Source organism: Bacillus sp. FSL H8-0492, assembly GCF_038006145.1.
GTDB classification, from domain to species: Bacteria; Bacillota; Bacilli; order Bacillales; family Bacillaceae_G; genus Bacillus_A; species Bacillus_A mycoides.
On sequence record NZ_JBBOUP010000001.1, the window covers coordinates 1701614 to 1717767 of the forward strand.

Genomic DNA, 16154 nt, shown 5'->3' on the forward strand with positions numbered 1-16154 from the left:
GAATTTTTATGTGTAAATAAATTGACATAGAAAATAATTTTGTGATATTATAAAAATTTTGCTAAAAAAATAAATGTGTGTTAAGATTGAGAAGGTTACCATATATGGAGGTGGATTATTTGTTTCAAATTGGCGATAACATCGTTTATCCAATGCACGGAGCAGGTATAATTAAAGCCATAGAAGAAAAGGAAATCTCAGGAGAAAAAAGACAGTATTATGTTATAAAAATGTCGGCTAGTAATATGGAAGTAATGATTCCTATGGGGAAAATATTGAGTTCAAATATACGACCAGTTACAGATATAAAGGCATTAACAAACATAATAGATATTTTTCAGCATGGGGAATCAGATAGATTACTTACGTGGAAACAAAGGTATAAATTGAACACTGATAAAATAAAAACGGGTAAAATACAAGAAGGTGCTGAAGTTGTACGTGATTTATTACGTATGCAGAAAGAAAAAGCACTTAATGCAAGCGAAAAGAAAATGTTAGATAACGCACATGAATTTTTGATTAGTGAGCTGGGATTAATTGAAGGTATCACAGAAAATCAAATAAAAAGCTTTTGTTAAGATTCATTGTAGATAATGTATTACATCCCAAAAAAGATCTTGAATTTTTTGGGAATATAATTATAGAAAATCAATCATTTCAAAGACATTCAACTCTTTCAAACCACTTTTAGAGCATTAACCTCTTTTGTTATTACTACAATTTAATCCATTTTTATTTTTTAATTTCTTTTACGAATGTTCGAAGTTTAATTAAATAACTCGATAAAATAGTTACTTGATTTTTGCAATCCTGATTCACACTGGCACGGACGAGGAGCCGTAAGGATGAAAGAGAGGTAGGGCTTTCATTGTTTTAGGTATATAAGTTATTATTTTTAGAAGAATACTGAACCACTCCCACTTCTATTGTTAAGAGATTTTCCATATGTGAGGAGATAATAATTGTTTATTTTCTTTATTTAAAAGAGATAAACGAATTGTTAGCCTTATATGGTCAACTAAAAAAGGTTTCCTAATTAGGAAACCTTTTTAATTTTTATTTTTATCATTCTATTTGTTTAATATTCGAATCTTTAATGGTAAAGACGTATAAATTGACGTTACTATCTAAAAGTAAGTATGATGCGATTATAGTTAGATTTTTTTAGGGGGAAGAAAAATGACAAGTTCAAATAATAAAGCGGCAAGTATTTATGAAGGAACAAATATAAACGCTTGGGGGTCTTTTGAAAATATTGAAGAAACGAAGTTATTTCATCCGATTCAAATTGGATCTTGGTCTCTTCGTAATCGTATAGCGATGGCACCGATGACGAGATGTTTTGCAAATAATGAGACTGGGGTAGTTGGTACTGATGTAGTAGAGTATTATCAAAAACGTGCTGCTGATGGGATCGGATTAATTATTACAGAAGGAATTGTCATTAGCCCGAGAGCAAAAGGGAATCCGGGAGTACCAGGTATTTATACACAAGCGCAAATTGATTCTTGGAAACCTGTTACAGAGGCAGTACATAAAGAAGGCGGAACGATTATTGCTCAAATATGGCATGTTGGACGTATGAGTCATCACGAAATAATTGGTGGTCAAATGCCGCAAGCACCGTCTGCTATTGCTGCGGAGGGTAATGTTCCGCGTTTTCGTAAACCGTTTGATACACCAGAAGCAATGACAATAGAAGAAATAAAAGAAGTTATCGGTCAATATGCACAAGCCGCAAAGAATGCGATAGAAGCTGGATTTGATGGTGTAGAAATTCACGGTGCACACGGATATTTAATTGACCAATTTACTTATGAATTTGCGAATAAGCGTACTGATAAATACGGCGGGGACTTAAAACAAAGGTTAACGTTTATGAAAGAAGTTGTTCAGGCTGTAATTGAAGCAGTTGGAGCTGATAAAACGCTTCTTCGCTTCTCTGCCTTTAAAGGTGATAATCCTACTTATATGTGGGAACATCCTGAACTTGCAATTGAAACGTTTGTAAATATGTTTAAAGAAGTTGGATTAACGATGATTCACCCTTCAACGATGAATTATACGCAAGTTATTGCTGACGGTAAGAATTTTCATCAATTAGTAAGAAAGTATTGGGATAGTACTATCGTAGGAGTAGGTAATTTGAATCCGAAAGAGGCAGAAGAAGCACTGCAAGAAGGAACAATTGATGTAGCGGCGTTCGGAAGACCATTAATCGCTAATCCAGATTTTGTGCAGCGAATTAAAAATGCTGAAAGTTTGGTTGAATATGACGCGAAAGAGCATCTTGCTACGTTAGTGTGAATAAGGATAAAAAGAGAACACATGGAGTGTTCTCTTTTTATTATGGAATTTCATATATAGGGGGAAGCGGAATGAGTGAAGCGCTACTCATTATTATTAGTATATTGCTCTTTTTGATGCTACTTTTAATTGTCTTTTTTATCATTACATTTTTTATTAAAAAACGGACGCATCATTCTATATTAAAACTGCATCCATACTTAGGTAGAATGCGCTATTTACTCGAAAAAATAGGTCCGGAATTTCGGCAATATTGGTTTGATCATGATACTGACGGAAAGCCCTTTTCGCGCTACGATTTTCAAAGTGTTATGTTTCTAGCAAAATACCGTTCTGAAATACTTGGTTTTGGATCAAAACGAGATTTTGAGGAATCTGGCTATTATATTGCTAATACATTATTCCCCACATTAACAGATGAATTAAGTGTGAATCTCACGCAAGAACGTGAGGGGAAAAAATATATGATTCATAAAGAAGGGTTATTTTCAAGAAGAGAAAAATTGACAGCGGATACAACAAACCTTTGGTTGTATGAAGAAGAAGATGCAATTATAGTGGGCGAAAATCGTAAATATCCATGGAAACTGTATGGGATGTTTGGAGCGTCAGCGACATCTTACGGTGCGATTGGAGAAAATTATATTTTATCAGCTGGGTTTGGTGCAAAAATGGCAGGTGGTTCGTGGATTAATACTGGGGAAGGGGGCGTCATTCCAGAACATTTACATACGGGTGCAAATATCGTTGCCCAAATTGGTCCGGGATTATTTGGATACCGTGACGAGGACGGGAATTTTTCGATGAAGGAATTTATGGAGAAGGCGAAAGAAAGTAATATTAAAGCGTTTGAATTGAAATTTGGGCAAGGAGCAAAAATACGTGGTGGTCATTTAGAAGGACAGAAGGTAAATGAGAAAATCGCTTCCGTTCGGAAAGTACGAGAAGGAGAAACGATTAATTCGCCAAATCGTTTTTCATTTATTAGTAGTGCCGCAGAGGCTTTATATTTTATTCAAGATTTACAAGAAAACGGTGGTAAACCAGTGGGCATGAAAATTGTAATTGGTCAACAGAAGCCTTTGGAAGATTTATTAAAAGCAATGAAAGAATTAAACATCTATCCAGATTTTATTACAATCGACGGTTCAGAAGGTGGATCAGGGGCAACATATAAATCGATGGCAGATAGTATGGGGCTTCCGCTTATACCGGCATTACTTACATTTATTGATACAGCAAATCATTACGGTGTCAGGGATAAATTAAAGGTGTTTGCCTCCGGGAAATTAATCACGCCAGATAAAGTAGCGATTGCTTTAGCTATCGGTGCAGATGCCGTAAATTCAGCACGTGGATTCATGATGGCAAGTGGTTGTATTATGGCACTTCAATGTAATTCAGGGCAATGCCCATCTGGGGTTGCAACTACGAATCCACACTACCAAAAAGCATTAGATCCGTATGAGAAAAAATGGCGAGTAATGAACTATGTTATTAGTATGAGATATAGTTTGTTTTCATTAGCGGCAGCAGCAGGGGTAAAGAGCCCGCGCCATTTAACGAGAGAGCATATTGTGTTTAAAGATGAGATGGGGAAAGTAGTTCCACTTTCGGAATTGTTTCCTTCCGTAATTGGGAAGTAAATATGTAGCTGAACAAAAAATAATCAAAAAAGTCATACATTTGTATGGCTTTTTTGGTTATGGGAAAAGTAGAAATTTATTACATGAATGTTCCCGCTTTTTGGTTGCTCTTTTTCAAACAAATTATTTGATGGAGATGAGTTATCAGAATATTGTTTTTGATGAAAAAATGAAACGATATCTGCATTGACAATAAAAACTAATTAGACTATAATAAATCTCGAATTCAAGATATTTTTTGAAGGATAGTCAAAATCATAAAATCAATATTTAAAATATAATCATAAGAACTGTAGTTTTTTTGTCGATTATCTCGAATTCGAGATAATTTTTGAACTAAATGAAATGTGTTAGTTTTTTAGAGAGATACCTCAATTTTGTAAAAGATAGTATTGCGGATTGAACTTTATCATATGGACAAAATGAATAATGAATTTTAGCGAATAAACGTTTTTTGTAATGAAATAAAAAAAGGGGTGGAGAAAGTGGAAAAGAAAACGATGGGAATTCATCACATTACAGCAATCGTAGGTCACCCACAAGAAAATGTAGATTTTTATGCAGGTGTATTAGGATTGCGTTTAGTAAAACAAACAGTGAATTTTGATGATCCAGGTACGTATCATCTTTATTTTGGTAATACAGGAGGAAAGCCTGGAACAATTATTACGTTTTTTCCATGGGCAGGTGCTCGTCAAGGTATTATTGGGGACGGTCAAGTAGGCATTACGTCTTATGTCGTACCAAAAGGTACAATGGAGTTTTGGGAAAATAGATTAGAAAAATTCGACGTACCGTATACAAAAATGACTCGGTTTGGAGAACAGTATATAGAATTTGATGATCCACATGGTTTGCATATAGAATTAGTTGAAAGAGAAGAGGGCGAATTAAATAATTGGACTTTTGGGGAAGTTACGCCAGAAGTAGCAATTAAAGGATTTGGCGGTGCTGTTCTTTTATCTGCACAACCTCAAAAAACTGCTGAATTGTTAGAGCATGTTATGGGTCTTGAGAAAGTAGGAGAAGAGGGAGAGTTTATGCGGTTCCGTTCTTCTGCTGATATTGGAAATATTATCGATTTGAGATTATCAACAATTGGACGTGGGCAAATGGGTGTTGGTACAGTTCATCATATTGCTTGGAGAGCGAGTGATGATGCTGATCAATTAGACTGGAAAGAGCATGTGTCTCGCTTTGGATATGGTGTAACCCCTGTACAAGACCGAAACTATTTTAACGCAATTTATTTTAGAGAACACGGCGAAATCTTATTTGAAATTGCAACAGACCCTCCTGGTTTTGCCCATGACGAATCTTTAGAGACGATGGGTGAGGAGTTAAAATTACCGGACCGATACGAACAACATAGAAAACAAATTGAACAGACACTCTTACCATTTGAAGTGAGAAATCTAGATTAAAGTGATTGAAAGGGGAAAAGGAATATGATGAAACATGTTTTTCAAAAAGGAAAAGATACATCAAAACCAGTATTGTTATTGCTTCATGGTACAGGAGGAAATGAATTAGATTTATTACCGCTTGCAGAAAGAATTGATCGGGAAGCTTCTGTATTAAGTGTTCGTGGAAATGTATTAGAAAATGGGATGCCTCGTTTCTTCCGCCGATTAGCAGAAGGTATTTTTGATGAAGAGGATCTTGTTTTCCGTACGAAGGAATTAAATGAATTTTTAAATGAAGCAGCAAAAACATATGAATTTGATAGAGATAATATCGTAGCTGTTGGGTATTCAAATGGAGCAAATATTGCAGCGAGTTTATTATTCCATTATGAAAATGCATTAAAAGGTGCCATTCTTCATCATCCAATGGTCCCAAGAAGAGGGATAGAACTTCCTAATTTAGTAGAGAAAGCAGTGTTTATTGCTGCTGGAACAAATGATCCAATTTGTTCACCTTCTGAGTCAGAGGAATTGAAGGTGCTATTAGAAAATGCAAATGCTAATGTAACAATACATTGGGAAAATAGAGGGCACCAATTAACGATTGGTGAAGTAGAGAAGGCAACGGAATGGTATGAAAAAATGGTTTCACAGGCATAAATATTAGACTAAATCGAGTGTAAAATCATAAAGATTTTATACTCGATTTTTTTGTTGCAATTTAAGGGGTTAAAAGAGAATAGGAAAGTTATGTTAAAATATAAAGAAAATGTAGAATAATGGAGGGGGACTATTAGATGTCAAACTACGAAAATGAAGAAATGCTAACGGGAGGGAATGTCTCAAACGTATATCGTTCGGAAGATACTGTTCGACGAGAATTAAAGCAAGGCAGTACCAAAATTCATAAGCTATTAAATCATTTGGAAAACAAAGGTTTTAGTTATGCACCAAAGTTTTTAGGTATTGATGATAAAGATAGAGAGATATTATCATTTATTGAAGGAGAAGCTGGTAATTACCCTTTAAAAGAGTACATGTGGTCTAATGATGTTTTAAAAGAAATAGCGAAGATGCTCCGTCTTTATCATGATGCTGTGAGTGATTTCCCGTTATCAGATGATTGGAAACCGATGGATAATACTCCAAATACAATAGAGGTTGTATGCCACAATGATTTTGCAATATACAACATTATTTTTAATAACGAAAAACCAGTAGGTATTATTGATTTTGATGTTGCTGGTCCTGGACCCAGACTTTGGGACATAGCCTATACTCTTTACACTTGTGTCCCATTAAGTAGAGTGTATTATAAGGAAACAGGTGCGGCGGTTTATTATAATTCATTACAGCATGCAGACCGCATAAAGCAAAGAGTTAAATTGTTTTTTGAGTCCTATAAAAGTGATGGCATCGCCGAGGATTATTTGGAGATGGTACTTCTACGATTAGAAGGATTATGTAAATACATGAAAAGAAAAGCACTAGAAGGCGATATGAACTTCCAAAAGATGATAGATGAAGGGCATCTTGAACATTATGAAAATGATATTCAGTTTATTCGTAAACATGGAAAAGAGTGGATTTAATAAAATAAATCGTATACAAAAATAAAGCTCAGAGTCATATAGGGACTTTGAGCTTTTTAACGTATTAGTGTAGATGTTTTCCACAATAACTCGACTACTTATAACAGATGTCTTTTACTATATTAATGTAGCATAGTTAAGAGTTTGTTACAGGCTGAGCTGTAGCAATCGGTAATTGGATATCGACAGTTGTTCCTATGTTTAATTCACTGGAAATGAATAATTTTCCGTGATGCTCTTGAATGATTTTATAGCACATCATTAAGCCGAGGCCAGTTCCTTTTTCTTTCAAGCTATAAAAAGGTTCGCCAAGACGAGCCATGCGCTCTTCAGGAATCCCACAACCTTCATCCATAATGCGTATTGAAACAAAATCATTTTCTAACGAAGTTGTTTGAATGAATATGTTACCACCATCAGGCATCGCCTCGATTGCATTTTTTAATATGTTAATCAAAACTTGTTTTAATTGATTACTATCACATTGAATGTCAGAAATATAATCGAAATGATCCATGATGATATGAACGCTATGCATAATTGCTGTTGGTAAAATAAAAGTTACAACTTCTTCAATTAATGTTTGTACGTTGCATGTATGAATAGATAACACTTGTGGTTTAGACATCGCCATAAATTGGCTTGTTATAGATTCCATTTGTGAAATTTCACTCAACATAACGTCCACATACCATTTATTTTCCTCATTTATTTCTGGATGTAATAACGTTAAAAATCCTTTTAATGAAGTGAGCGGGTTTCTAATTTCATGGGCAATTCCAGCTGTCAGTTGTCCTACTACTGCAAGTTTTTCGGATTTCCGTAATAACTTTTCAGTTTCTTTTAGTTCGGTAACGTCTCTTCCCATCACTATAAGACCTTTGCGTGAGCCATCAGGATGGAAGAGTGGGACTTTTGAAATGCTTAAAACTAGGTCGAAATCATTTCTATGTATAATAAATTCCTCTCCGTGAAGAATTTGTCCTTTTTGCCATGTTAGTTCATCGACTTCTTCACAATGCAAAAAAGATTCGCGGTATGCTTCGTTATATTGAATGAGTTCATTATCTCTTTTTCCATGATAAGGAACGTTATGAAAATTGAAACAAGAAAGCGCATAGTCATTCGCTTCAAGCCAGCGTCCTTCATGATCCTTAAAAATAACAAATGCAGGCATTGAATTCATTAATGTGCGTAATCGTTTCTCACTCTCTTGTAATACTTTCTCAATTCTTTCTGATTTTTCAAGGGGTTTCATAATGGCGTATACACCTGTTAAACGGTTTTTAACAAAAATAGGAACTAATTTTGTTACGGCATCTAGTAAATATCCGTCTTTATGATAAATAGAGACGATATACTCTTTTTGATTGTCAGCTGCAGCATTTTTTATGTATTGTAGCACTTGATCAGAAATATGTGCTTCTAAAATAGAAGTGATTGTTTTTCGCTCTAATTCGTTAGAAGTATAACCTAATATTCTTTCCGCAGAGGGGTTAATATGTAAAATAACTCCTTCTAAATTCAATGAAATAATACTATCAGGGTTATGTTCAAAAAGAGATGCATACATTTCTGCTAAAGAACGATTTTGTATATGGTTTCGCAAGCGCTCCGATACGTTTGGGTGACGTTTTTTGTGAGTAGATGAATGTTTTTTACGACTCATAATATTTCCTCCGTACAACTAGCATCTAAAAAAGATGAATCTAGTACTAACTATAATATAGGTGCAATGTGTATTTCTATAAAAAATGGAAATTATATAATAAATTTTCTTTTTTATTTTTAGTGGAAGGTAAAAAAGGGTAGTAATAAGAGAATCTTATATTGCTTTATTAATATTTTCTAAGTTACATGAATGTATTTTCGTTATAACATTAGAATAGAAGAGGGGGAAGGAATATGAAAAATTATATTCAAGGGATTGATCATGTACAAGTAGCGGCGCCAGTAGGATGTGAAGAAGAAGCACGAGAATTTTATGGTAATAAAATTGGTATGGAGGAAATCCCAAAGCCAGAGGAATTAAAGAAGCGTGGTGGGTGTTGGTTTAAGTGTGGAAATCAAGAGATTCATATCGGAGTTGAGCAAGATTTTAATCCAGCTAAAAAAGCGCATCCAGCTTTTTATGTTTTGAAAATTAATGAATTTAAACAAAGGTTAATAAAGCAAGGTATTGAAGTAATAGATGATCATGCGCGACCAGATGTAATCAGATTTTACGTATCAGATCCGTTTGGAAATCGAATTGAATTTATGCAAAATAAAAACTAGGTGAAGGTCCACCTAGTTTTTTATGCTTTTCTAAACAATCCTAATACTTCAACAGTTTCTGTAATATTAACGAATGCATGAGGATCAATTTCGGAAATCGTTAGTTTCATACTTGCTAACTCTTCACGAGAAACGACTGTCATAAGTACACGTTTTTTTTCGTTTGAATAAGCACCTTCACCATCAAGTAACGTAATTCCGCGTACTACAGTTGAAAGAAGCTTTTTTTTCATTTCTTCCGCTTGATTTGTTACAATCATAAGTGTAACTTTACGATGTTTTGTATGAACGGCATCAATTACTTTACCAGTTACATAAATTGAAAGTAAGCTTGTAAGGGCAACATCCCAAGTGAAGAAAAATCCTGCAATGACAACAACAACAGTATTTAATGCAATAAGGAATCCACCAAGTTTAATATCTCGCTTACGAGATAACAACATACCGATAATATCAAATCCACCAGTTGAACCATGGCAGTTAAAGACAAGACCAATACCAGCTCCGGCGATGACACCGCCAAATACAGATGATAAAAGTGGATCTGTTGCTACGACTTTTACTGGAACATAGTATAGTGCAACAGATAATACAATTACAGAAACAACCGTGTTAAAAATTACTTTTTTTCCAAGACCTATGTATCCTAAAATAAGGATAGGTAAGTTCAATACAAAGTTAATAATACCTGTGTTTACAGGGGTTACAATCCCTAAAATAATAGCAATTCCGCCAATTCCACTACTTAAAATTTTATGGGGGATAAGGAAAAGATTAAAGGCAATTGCGATAATAATAGAACCAAAAATAACACCAAGAAATCTGACCATCTCTTTCCCGTCCTTCACTAAAAAATCATATTATTTCAAGATTATATATGAAATTGAAAGTTTTAGGTAAAAACAGTTTATTTCGGAAAATTAGATTAATCTAAACAATTTGAGTATTTGATGATTTGGTAATTTGAAAGGGGATACAGATATGAAGATAACAACATATCAACAGAAAAGTCCTTTAAAACAAGAGTGTGAGGATTCATTTTTTTGTAATGAAGATAAAATGATTTACGGTGTATGCGATGGAGCAACTCCGCTCGTCCCGTTTTGTGATGAAGAAGGACATAATGGAGCATACATCGCTTCGCATTTATTTGCAAGTCATTTTACTTCGTTACGGGAGATTAATAGTTTACAAGGTGAAGTTGCAAAGGCGAATGAATTATTGCAAAACAAGATGCTAGAGTACAAGGTTGATACGAGAAAAAAAGACCATCTGTGGTGTACATGTATTGCAGCAGTTCAAATAGAAGGCGAAAAACTTGAATATGCACAGTTAGGTGATTGTATGATCGCTGCAATACTTCAAAATGGGGCGATGAGAGTATTAACGAAAGATACGGTTCAAGGAATTAGTAAACGTGCAAAAAAGAAGAGAGAGGAAGATAGAGAAAAGGGATTACCTGTACCTGAGGAACACGTTTTTCAAGATGTTCGGGAGCAGTTAAAATACAATCGCTATCTTGCAAATATGCCAAACGGCTACTCAGTTGCAAATGGGATGAAAGAAGCTATGGATTATTTACAATATGGTGAATTACAGGTAGCTGAAGTAAGTGGGATTTTTATTTGTTCAGACGGATTGTTTCACCCAGAGTGGTCGTTAGAACAAACTGTAGCATATATAAGAAAGAATAGTATAAAAGAATATGTAGCAATCATTGAAAGGTTAGAAGGAGAAAATAGAATAAGGCCAGATGATAAAACAGTTATTATGATCGATTTGTAAGAGGAGGATGTTCATATGGAAATTAAATGTGCAAATTTAACATTTCAAAATGAGTTAGTTCCTTTAGAAAAAGTAAATAAACTGATCATCCACCATACGTCAGAAGATGGCTGGGATGTGTATAAAACTCACGAATTTCATCAAAAGGTAAGAGGATGGAGCGGGATTGGTTACAATTATTTTATTGAAGAAGATGGAACTGTAGTCGAAGGGCGAGGTTTACATATTGGAGCACATGCGAAAGATAATAATAGTGACACAATTGGAATATGTATGACGGGAAATTTTGATAAATATGATCCAAATACTGCACAAATGAATTCATTATATTCTTTATGTAAAATGTTTATGAAGCAGTTTGCCATAGAGAAAGGAAATATACTCGGCCATAGGGAGTTAGAAGGGGTTACAAAAACTTGTCCAGGAAATCGCTTTTCTATGGTAGAGTTAAGAAAAGTATTATCTTAAATATAGAGGAGTAACGAATGATGATGAACATAAAAATACCGACTGATAAAAAAGAAGAGCTTGTAGCACAAATTCAGCAATTTTTCGTTGAAGAAGATTTAGATGAAATTGGACGTTTCCAAGCAGAACGTTTAATAGAGGAAATGATTAAATTAGTTGGACCATTTGCATACAATCAAGCAATTGGAGATGCAAGAAAGCTTGTAAGTGAGAAATTAACGAATATTGAAGAAGATTTGTATGTGTTAGAGAAGAATGAGGGTAAATAAAAAGAGCCAGATGGCTCTTTTTTTATTTGTTTTCTTTATGTTCTTTATATTCATGTACTTTTTCTTTTACATTACCGACAGTATCTTTAGCAGTGCCTTTCACCTTATCCCATTTTCCCTCGGCTTGTAATTTTTTATTGTCAGTTACTTTCCCGACAACTTCCTTTACTTCACCCTTTACCTTATCAATGGCACCTTCTACTTTTTCTTTTAAACCATGATCATGTTTAGTCATACATTTCTCCTCCTTGTAGTTTGAGTAGAATTCTCTTTTCATATTGCAAGTTGAATGATGTATCTAGTAATAGCGTAACAAATTTAGTTTGAATATTCAAATGAGTAACAGGATAGAAAGGTAATTGTCATAAAATGTATACATTCGTAATGGAAAGAAAAAGAAAGTTAATTATATGTCTTTCGCAGTCCATATTGATTTTGTATAAGCAATTTTCATATGGGCACGTTCCATATTATTTTGACTGCCGCTACCAAATCGAGCTTGTCCAACTATTAAATTGCAATTGGATGCAACAGCGGTCTCAATTCGTTTTTGAATTAATGCGGTATGACAACCTTTACGTTGAAATTCTGGCAAAGTAGCAGAAGCAGCTAATGAAGCAACACCTTTATTTATATAAAGTACCGCTATACTAGCAGGAGTGTTTTGAACTTCGGCTATGAAAAAATGCCATCCTGGTTTATTGTAAAGAATTTCATTATTTTGACGAACACCATTTTTTGTAAAGGACGGCATATTAAATCCACGTACATAAATATCTGCAAAAGTATGAAACTCATTTTCTTTCAGTTTGCGTACTGAAATGTTAGAAGGGGGAAGCAAAAAATCTTGTCCCGGTATACTATATAAAGCGGTATGGAAGCTAGATTGGTAAAAGCCTTTTTGAGATAAGTATTGAAATAGTTCAGTTGTACCTTGAGCCGGTGTAATTTCAAAACGGCAAGGGATTTGTAGTGATTGATAATAAGAGATGATTTCATCTATCTCATCTGTATTTGTAAAGGTAACGCCTTTTACTGTGTTAAAAGTAGGACCAGCAATTATTTTTGATGAAAAGGCAGTGGCACTCCCGAACTTTTTCATTTGTACTTGCATTGGGTTGCTGCTTATTGTTTGTAGTGCCTCTAATCTAGAAGAAAGCATATGTATTTCTGCATTTTCAATTTCTTGTGCTGTATTGACTGTCATAATTGTACTCATACGATTCCTCCGTCAATTAATATAGTTCATAGTACATATACGATTTTTCTTCTGAGATTCCTGTTGAAATGTAAGAGAATAAGAGGTTTTTTGGAAGGGAAATGGAAGCGAACTGTCGAAGGGAGTGGAAACAGATTAAAGGTGGTGCTCTCATGAAACAGAAAGACGTGCAGACATGCTCTCATTGCGGTTCTCAAAACATAGGAGAAGGTGAGTTTATCGGTTATGCACAAATACGGAAAAAGGAAACGATGTTCACATCTTCACCAGTGGATGCTTATATTTGTACAGATTGCGGGAATATCCTTTCATTAAAGGTACGGAATTATGAAAAGTTTAAGCAGAAGCCGTTATGATTGTTAAGAAGTGGTAATATAAAACGTCGTATACGAAAGATCTTACATTAAGTTAATTTAATATAATATAAGTGACATTTTACATATATATGAGTACGCCTTAAAAAAGAGATAAAAACATATACTGTATGAGATGCTCATCATTCATTACATGAAACAGAAAAATATATAGAAGAAAAAGTAGTCATCTTAGAATGGTTCATAACGAAAACTCCTTTAAATGAATAAAGGAGTTTTTTTGGTTTTTTTATAACAATAATTCCCTTTAATTGTTATAATTGGTCATTGAGAGTAATTATTTTATTAACGCCATAATTATAGAAGAAAAACAGCTAAATCGTATACAAAACCGCTATATAACACAATCGCAACCGTAAGTTGACAAAGTGCAACCGTAGGAAGATAGAGATAGGAGCAATGTTTTACGTATAATTTAGTTAAGAAAACAAAGGGGGACACACATATGGGATTTGGTGAGAAACTTTTTAAATTAAGAAAAGAAAAAGGCCTTTCTCAAGAAGCGTTAGCTGAGAAATTAAACACAACAAGACAAGCGGTTAGTAAATGGGAAAATGGTCAAGGTTTTCCTGAAACCGAAAAACTAATAATGATTGGAAATGTATTTGAAGTATCTCTTGATTACTTATTAAAAGAAACTGCTGAGCAAAGTAATGAAAAGGAACATGGTTATTATGTAAGTAAGGAAATGGCAGAAGGGTATATAGTATATGGGCAAAAAATTTCTAAATATATCGCATTAGGGTTTAGTTTGCTTATTTTATCTACAATACCGTATTTATTATTTAAAGAAGATCCAACAATGTCTACATTCCTTATCATTATCATTGCTGTCCTTGGAATTGGAGCAATGATGGTATCTGTAACGATAGAAGAGAGTCGATACAATGTATTGAAAAAGGAAGAACTACTATTTGATCAAAACTTTCTAAAAGAATTGACAAAAAGATATGAAGTAATTAAGAAGAAGTATGCTGCAGTAATGATCGTTGGATTTTGTTTTATAGCAGCAGGAGCGATACCATTTTTATTTGAGAAAAAGCATATCACTTCAGGAGAATTAGTGCAGTATTATCCGTACTGTGTTGTACTTATTGCTATTGGAGTCTATCTTTTTGTTCGTGTTGTAGGAGTGTGGGAGATGTATCGAATTTTAGTAGAGAATAAAGAATATAGCAATCGTATTATTTTTAAACTAAAAAAGAAAGTGAGAGATAAAGTGGATAATTTTTAATAGGAGAAAATCTATTTTATTAAAAGTTAAGATGGGAGTGAAATGATGTCAAACATTCTAGAAATTAAAAATTTAAGTAAATCATTTGGAAGCAAAGTTGTTTTAAAAGATGTTACATTCAATGTGCCATCAGGGTCAATAGTGGGATTCATTGGTGACAATGGGGCAGGTAAATCAACAACATTTAAAACAGTATTAGAATTAATTTCTAAAGATAGCGGTACAGTAAAAATATTAGGTGAAGAAAATATAAATAAAGATGCCAAGATTAAGGGAAAGATTGGAGTCGTATTTGATGCTATGAATCTACCGGCTCATCTTACAATAAAACAACTAAATAAGGTTTTTGAAAAGATGTTTGAATCTTGGGATAGAGAAAATCTTTACCGATTAGTTCATTCTTTCTCTTTACCTACTAATGAAAAAGTAGGTAGATTTTCCCGTGGAATGTCGATGAAACTATCTATAGCTGTTGCATTATCGCATAATGCAAAATTATTAATCCTAGATGAAGCGACGGGAGGTCTTGATCCTTCATCTAGGGAGGAGGTATTAGAGGAATTAAAAAGTTTTGTGAATAAAAGTAATGGTGGTATATTACTTTCTTCACATATTATGAGTGATGTAGAAAAAATAGCTAGTCACCTTATTGTGATAAAAGATGGAGAAATTTTATTGAATGAAGAAAAGGATAAGGTTTTGGACAATTATGCCATTGTAGATGTTGATGAGGAACAACTAACTTTAATCAACAAAGATATAGTTGTGGTGAAAAGGAATAATGGTTCTTATTTTAATGTACTTGTATCAGATGTGCATAAATTACCAAGTGGGATTGCTCATAGAACCATTTCGATAGAAGAAATAAGTGTTTTATTAACGAGGAGTGAAAAATAAATGAAAGGTTTATTATTGACAAACTATTATCTAGTGTATCGAACTTTCTTTATGTTCATGGGAATAGCGATATTAGGAGCGGGATTTGTTTTTTATTTTGGTAATGCTTCAATGTACCGTTTAATTGCTACGTTCATTATCTTATTTGCTGCGATTCCTGCACTTGAAGTTATTAAATATGAGAGTAAGTCGGGGTATGAAAAATATGTACTTACTTTACCGGTTACTAGAAATAATATTGTACAAAGTCACTATCTTTTCTATTTTTTAGTTGTAATTATTGGTACTTTATTATCGTATGGCATATTTTATGTACATGGTTTAGTTTCAGATACACCAATTGATGATGGTATATTTAAGAGTGTTTCTTTAGGGGCGTTCATCATTCTTAATGCCGGAGCAATAGCTTATCCGCTTCTCTATGTTTTTGGAGCAGAAAAATCTGATGCTATTACAATTGGAGGCGCATACGGGGGACTTGCTACTTATTTTGGATTACAAAGTGTAATTGGATATCTAATAGAACAATTTCCAATATCAAATTTAAATTCATCTGTATACGTTTCAATTCTATATACAATATTTGGCGTTATCATATATATCTTTTCTTATTTCATTTCGGTATTTATATATCGTAAGAAGGAATTTTAATATATTTTCTCTTAGTATTTTCTGAA

Annotated in this window: 18 protein-coding genes; 14 read left to right on the plus strand and 4 right to left on the minus strand. The window is 33.7% G+C overall.

The window, feature by feature from the left end; translation table 11 throughout:
- Window positions 1–119 precede the first annotated feature (119 nt).
- From MHH66_RS08685 to MHH66_RS08710, 6 genes are all read left to right on the plus strand, one after another.
- Window positions 120–581 carry a CarD family transcriptional regulator gene (locus tag MHH66_RS08685; protein ID WP_170935206.1) on the plus strand — a complete coding sequence of 154 codons (462 nt, stop codon included), beginning with the start codon at window positions 120–122 and terminating at the stop codon, window positions 579–581.
- A 601-nt stretch (window positions 582–1182) separates the two neighbouring features.
- Window positions 1183–2310 (plus strand): alkene reductase, encoded by a 1128-nt coding sequence (locus MHH66_RS08690; RefSeq protein ID WP_002066589.1) that lies wholly within the window; start codon window positions 1183–1185, stop codon window positions 2308–2310.
- Between the two features lie 71 nt (window positions 2311–2381).
- Window positions 2382–3956 (plus strand): FMN-binding glutamate synthase family protein, encoded by a 1575-nt coding sequence (locus MHH66_RS08695; RefSeq protein WP_002128539.1) that lies wholly within the window; start codon window positions 2382–2384, stop codon window positions 3954–3956.
- Window positions 3957–4441: 485 nt separating this feature from the next.
- Window positions 4442–5380, plus strand: coding sequence for a ring-cleaving dioxygenase (locus tag MHH66_RS08700; RefSeq protein ID WP_002167825.1), 939 nt, complete (start codon window positions 4442–4444; stop codon window positions 5378–5380).
- A gap of 27 nt (window positions 5381–5407) precedes the next feature.
- Window positions 5408–6022, plus strand: coding sequence for an alpha/beta hydrolase (locus MHH66_RS08705; protein ID WP_063219777.1), 615 nt, complete (start codon window positions 5408–5410; stop codon window positions 6020–6022).
- 137 nt (window positions 6023–6159) lie between these two features.
- Window positions 6160–6954, plus strand: a complete 795-nt coding sequence (locus tag MHH66_RS08710; protein WP_063219749.1) for a phosphotransferase — start codon at window positions 6160–6162, stop codon at window positions 6952–6954.
- A gap of 136 nt (window positions 6955–7090) precedes the next feature.
- Here MHH66_RS08710 and MHH66_RS08715 read toward each other — a convergent pair whose 3' ends face one another.
- A complete protein-coding gene (locus tag MHH66_RS08715; protein ID WP_063219748.1) occupies window positions 7091–8623 on the minus strand; it encodes a BA3702 family sensor histidine kinase in 1533 nt (510 codons plus the stop codon).
- A 236-nt stretch (window positions 8624–8859) separates the two neighbouring features.
- On the opposite strand from MHH66_RS08715, the gene MHH66_RS08720 reads away from it, so the two are divergent.
- A complete protein-coding gene (locus MHH66_RS08720; RefSeq protein ID WP_063219747.1) occupies window positions 8860–9231 on the plus strand; it encodes a VOC family protein in 372 nt (123 codons plus the stop codon).
- A 20-nt stretch (window positions 9232–9251) separates the two neighbouring features.
- On the opposite strand, the gene MHH66_RS08725 is transcribed toward MHH66_RS08720, so the two are convergent.
- Complete coding sequence (locus MHH66_RS08725) at window positions 9252–10061, minus strand: YitT family protein (RefSeq protein ID WP_016096337.1); 810 nt, start codon at window positions 10059–10061, stop codon at window positions 9252–9254.
- 151 nt (window positions 10062–10212) lie between these two features.
- Here MHH66_RS08725 and MHH66_RS08730 point away from each other — a divergent pair, with 151 nt between their 5' ends.
- From MHH66_RS08730 to MHH66_RS08740, 3 genes are read left to right on the plus strand one after another with little or no spacing between them, the layout of a single operon-like run.
- Entirely contained in the window at window positions 10213–11016 is an 804-nt protein-coding gene (locus MHH66_RS08730) for a protein phosphatase 2C domain-containing protein (protein ID WP_078185243.1), read from the plus strand.
- A gap of 15 nt (window positions 11017–11031) precedes the next feature.
- Complete coding sequence (locus tag MHH66_RS08735) at window positions 11032–11484, plus strand: peptidoglycan recognition protein family protein (protein WP_002033528.1); 453 nt, start codon at window positions 11032–11034, stop codon at window positions 11482–11484.
- 17 nt (window positions 11485–11501) lie between these two features.
- Window positions 11502–11753 carry a DUF2164 domain-containing protein gene (locus MHH66_RS08740; protein WP_002087817.1) on the plus strand — a complete coding sequence of 84 codons (252 nt, stop codon included), beginning with the start codon at window positions 11502–11504 and terminating at the stop codon, window positions 11751–11753.
- A gap of 22 nt (window positions 11754–11775) precedes the next feature.
- Here the strand turns inward: MHH66_RS08740 and MHH66_RS08745 are convergent, their stop codons facing one another.
- On the minus strand, window positions 11776–11988 hold the full coding sequence (locus MHH66_RS08745; protein ID WP_000160409.1) for a CsbD family protein: 213 nt from the start codon (window positions 11986–11988) through the stop codon (window positions 11776–11778).
- Between the two features lie 171 nt (window positions 11989–12159).
- Window positions 12160–12972, minus strand: coding sequence for a GNAT family N-acetyltransferase (locus MHH66_RS08750; RefSeq protein WP_078185244.1), 813 nt, complete (start codon window positions 12970–12972; stop codon window positions 12160–12162).
- Between the two features lie 152 nt (window positions 12973–13124).
- Between MHH66_RS08750 and MHH66_RS08755 the strand changes: the two genes are divergently transcribed.
- From MHH66_RS08755 to MHH66_RS08770, 4 genes are all read left to right on the plus strand, one after another.
- Entirely contained in the window at window positions 13125–13328 is a 204-nt protein-coding gene (locus MHH66_RS08755; protein WP_012261408.1) for a hypothetical protein, read from the plus strand.
- A 463-nt stretch (window positions 13329–13791) separates the two neighbouring features.
- A complete protein-coding gene (locus MHH66_RS08760; protein ID WP_078185245.1) occupies window positions 13792–14580 on the plus strand; it encodes a helix-turn-helix domain-containing protein in 789 nt (262 codons plus the stop codon).
- Between the two features lie 45 nt (window positions 14581–14625).
- The gene (locus MHH66_RS08765) at window positions 14626–15477 is read left to right on the plus strand and encodes an ABC transporter ATP-binding protein (RefSeq protein WP_078185246.1); all 852 of its coding nucleotides are present in this window, start codon (window positions 14626–14628) and stop codon (window positions 15475–15477) included.
- Complete coding sequence (locus tag MHH66_RS08770; protein ID WP_078185247.1) at window positions 15478–16128, plus strand: ABC-2 transporter permease; 651 nt, start codon at window positions 15478–15480, stop codon at window positions 16126–16128. It begins immediately after the preceding gene.
- Window positions 16129–16154: the final 26 nt, after the last annotated feature.

What these genes read in the sequence shown, in the direction of transcription:
- MHH66_RS08690 (WP_002066589.1), top strand. Translation starts at nt 1,183, where the DNA reads ATGACAAGTTCAAATAATAAAGCGGCAAGTATTTATGAAGGAACAAAT.
- MHH66_RS08695 (WP_002128539.1), top strand. Translation starts at nt 2,382, where the DNA reads ATGAGTGAAGCGCTACTCATTATTATTAGTATATTGCTCTTTTTGATG.
- MHH66_RS08705 (WP_063219777.1), top strand. Translation starts at nt 5,408, where the DNA reads ATGAAACATGTTTTTCAAAAAGGAAAAGATACATCAAAACCAGTATTG.
- MHH66_RS08710 (WP_063219749.1), top strand. Translation starts at nt 6,160, where the DNA reads ATGTCAAACTACGAAAATGAAGAAATGCTAACGGGAGGGAATGTCTCA.
- MHH66_RS08715 (WP_063219748.1), bottom strand. Translation starts at nt 8,623, where the DNA reads ATGAGTCGTAAAAAACATTCATCTACTCACAAAAAACGTCACCCAAAC.
- MHH66_RS08720 (WP_063219747.1), top strand. Translation starts at nt 8,860, where the DNA reads ATGAAAAATTATATTCAAGGGATTGATCATGTACAAGTAGCGGCGCCA.
- MHH66_RS08725 (WP_016096337.1), bottom strand. Translation starts at nt 10,061, where the DNA reads ATGGTCAGATTTCTTGGTGTTATTTTTGGTTCTATTATTATCGCAATT.
- MHH66_RS08730 (WP_078185243.1), top strand. Translation starts at nt 10,213, where the DNA reads ATGAAGATAACAACATATCAACAGAAAAGTCCTTTAAAACAAGAGTGT.
- MHH66_RS08735 (WP_002033528.1), top strand. Translation starts at nt 11,032, where the DNA reads ATGGAAATTAAATGTGCAAATTTAACATTTCAAAATGAGTTAGTTCCT.
- MHH66_RS08740 (WP_002087817.1), top strand. Translation starts at nt 11,502, where the DNA reads ATGATGATGAACATAAAAATACCGACTGATAAAAAAGAAGAGCTTGTA.
- MHH66_RS08745 (WP_000160409.1), bottom strand. Translation starts at nt 11,988, where the DNA reads ATGACTAAACATGATCATGGTTTAAAAGAAAAAGTAGAAGGTGCCATT.
- MHH66_RS08750 (WP_078185244.1), bottom strand. Translation starts at nt 12,972, where the DNA reads ATGAGTACAATTATGACAGTCAATACAGCACAAGAAATTGAAAATGCA.
- MHH66_RS08755 (WP_012261408.1), top strand. Translation starts at nt 13,125, where the DNA reads ATGAAACAGAAAGACGTGCAGACATGCTCTCATTGCGGTTCTCAAAAC.
- MHH66_RS08760 (WP_078185245.1), top strand. Translation starts at nt 13,792, where the DNA reads ATGGGATTTGGTGAGAAACTTTTTAAATTAAGAAAAGAAAAAGGCCTT.
- MHH66_RS08765 (WP_078185246.1), top strand. Translation starts at nt 14,626, where the DNA reads ATGTCAAACATTCTAGAAATTAAAAATTTAAGTAAATCATTTGGAAGC.
- MHH66_RS08770 (WP_078185247.1), top strand. Translation starts at nt 15,478, where the DNA reads ATGAAAGGTTTATTATTGACAAACTATTATCTAGTGTATCGAACTTTC.